The organism is Collinsella sp. LCP21S3_A9 (genome assembly GCF_052118785.1).
GTDB lineage: Bacteria > Actinomycetota > Coriobacteriia > Coriobacteriales > Coriobacteriaceae > Collinsella.
This window is the reverse complement of record NZ_JBQKGN010000040.1, coordinates 1-2,863: the sequence shown is the minus strand read 5'-3', so window position 1 is coordinate 2,863 and position 2,863 is coordinate 1. Positions and strand designations below refer to the sequence as shown.

At 58.8% G+C, this 2,863-nt stretch carries 1 protein-coding gene; it reads left to right on the top strand.

Annotated features, from left to right (window positions below):
- The first annotated feature begins 554 nt into the window (after nt 1-554).
- Nucleotides 555-2,741 (top strand): tetratricopeptide repeat protein, encoded by a 2,187-nt coding sequence (locus tag ACTQ05_RS09355; protein ID WP_441064071.1) that lies wholly within the window; start codon nt 555-557, stop codon nt 2,739-2,741.
- Nucleotides 2,742-2,863 lie beyond the last annotated feature (122 nt).

Here is a 2,863-nt window from a genome sequence, read left to right as displayed (position 1 = left end):
CGTAAAGAAAACGCGGAGCGTTTTTAGCGAGCGGGCGAGCGCGCCGGCAGGCGGGCGAAGCCGGTGCGGATCCGCGAAGCGGATGCGCGGAATCCTATACGCCGCACCAATCGAACTTGAAGCCTCCGGCAACGGGGGCTTTTCTTTTACGCCGCCATTCGACCCCAGACACTCGACTGGAATCGTGCGCCTCCGCCCGCGGGAGACTATTTCTTATCGACTCGTGTAAGATTCCGAGTAGATGTCGCGGTCCGTCCGTGACCACTCCTTCGCTATACGACCGATCAGGGTGATATTTCGTGGCAGAGCGTCCGACATACAAGCTCAGGTTTCTCGACCCCAAAAAGCGTTTTCCATCGATGCCAGAGCAACCCGCGGGGCGCTCGTATGGTGTTGTCTGGAAAGTTTTTGGCGAGGATCCTAAAGAGTCTTGCTACGTCGTCGAATTCGTAGGCAAAAGCCACATATCGCTTTTGGGCTACGTGAGCGTGTCAGGTGAGGTCTATAAGGTTGACGGCCCTGTTCAGAAAGTGCCATTGCCCAAGAACCCCGATATGAAATTGGTCCTTGACGAGTCCGATTCCAGTGTTGGCGAGATTTTGGTGCGGGGAGCCAACGGTGCAATGCGCGCTTGTGCGCGAACGGCCGGCTCTCCCGAAGGGCCCATGCGTGAGCAGTCCGACCACGAGACATGGAATTCGAGCCGTGCTCTCCCTTATGGCGAGTTTATGGCCTCGATGTTCTTGCGCTACGTGATATTTGCCGACCCCAACAACGCTCTTGCGAACACGGTACCTGCCGACGAGCTTGATGAGGGTATAAAAAACACCGCCAACAAGATCAAACTCGTAAAGTTGCCCGAGCCGGTCGAGGTGTTTTTGGGCTTTAACACGGCACCGCTCCCCGATGCTATCGAGACGCTGCTCTACCGCGTTGACCATGCCGATAATCCGAGCGGTATCGAGCGTTATGCCGCCGCCCTTATGAGCGAGGTCGATTTGCCCCGACTGCGCACCATCGCTGCCAAGTCCGAGATGGGCCTAGCGCGTATCGACCGCTCAAAGCTGTTCTATCTCAATTTTGATCGTAGCCTGCTGGACCAAGACGAGATTGACATGCTGCTTGCTATCGAGTGTCGTCTTAACCGCCTCTCCGGCATCCTTGAGCGTATTGGGGCAGGGTTGGGCCCCGTTGCCTCGTCGCCAAGCTTTGAGGGCTGCTCGCTCTTTGACCTATGGCATATCAGCAAGACGACAAACGACGTTCCTCGCCTGCTCGAAACGCTGTCGAATGACAACCCGTGGGCCAAACCGGGTACGGTAGCTTGCCAGCCAGGCGGCGAGTGGGACGTTCGCACCCGCTTTGCACGTATCGTAGAAGCACTCAACGTGGTCACGCGGCTCGACTACACCTATCGGGCGAACGTCGCCGAGGGCATCATGCTGGTTCGATTTGGCCGAACGGTTGTCGATGCTATGCCGCAGCGCGAATACGATGCTCAAGATGATGCCTGGCGCGAGGTGGATGAGCCTAAGCGCGCAGCATGGGCCACCGAGCACGATGCGCGCGTGGCGCTCACGCTAGCAGCGGCTTGTTTTGCTGCCGGTGCCAGCATTACGCGCTGCTACGTTCAGATTGCGGCTCCCGATGGCGAGCGGGGCGAGCGCATCATTGCAACATATTCCTTTGGGCGTGCGGCTTATCTGGCCAATTGCGTTCCCGCCGCTAAGAATTTTGAAAGTATGGATATGGATGATATGCCGTGCAAGCGCATGCTTGAGGCATATGAGTCGGACGCGCCGGATGCGATTGAGCCCGCTGAGGTTCATGCTCGCCCGCGTGACGACCACCGTTCGCTGCCGCCGGCGTTGCGCGACCTGCTGCTTGCCGATACGGCTGATGAGCTTGAGGTTATGGAGGAGGGCGATGACCCGTATGTGGCGCGCGTCGCTGAGTTGCGCGAGCGGGCAAAAGTCGACCGCGCGGGTGCGTTTGAGGGCTTTTCCCGTCTTGTTGAGGAGCTGGAGGCCAAGTGCGCCGTTGCCGAGCTTTTGGCGACAGGACCGGTCCAGACGCTGTTTTGCGACAACCAACTGGTGCGTATGGTGCTGCCGGTAATGGAGGAAGACCGCTCCGTTCGTATTTTGCGCGCTCCCGATGCGCTGTACTTTGCCCAGCATGAGATTTGCAGCTTTTACGCCGATCAGGAGGATTTTGAGCGGGCATTGCCCGAGGTGCGTCATCTTTACGATCTGGCGCGCTCATCCATGCAATCACACTTTGCACTCATCAACGTGCTGGCGCGTCTGGAGCGCTATGACGAGGTCATTGAGGTGGCGCGCCACGGCCTGCGCATTGCCAGTGACCGTTCCGCAATCGGCTACCTGTTCTATCGCCTAGCGTTTGCCTACTGGAACTGCGATCAGCTCCAGCTGGCGTTGGCGTGCTACCGCTTGGTACCGCGCGGCGAGGAGTCGGGTAGCAACGCACTGGAGGAAATGCAGGGCCTTATGAACGAGATGGGTGTCAATGAGCCACCGACGTTCGAGGAAGCGGTTGAGACCATCAGTAAGGCCGGGCTCGAACTGCCGCCGGTGCCCGCCGTGTCCAACCAGCTGGCAGACGCTGCTGTGCAGCTGGTCGATAACGGTTTCTTTTTCCTGGCACGCGTCTGCATCTTCCAAATGTGGCGCACGATGGGAAACGATGAGCTCGGATCCCTCAGCCGGTCGTTGGGATAGGGGTTTGATTTAGGCTCTGTTAGACCAGGATTGACATGCCGACCTGCCGGCTAACTCGCCGTCTCCTCGTCGGGCGCCGGCGTCTTGACCCTCATCTCGAACGGCATCCCGCCCTCTCGGAC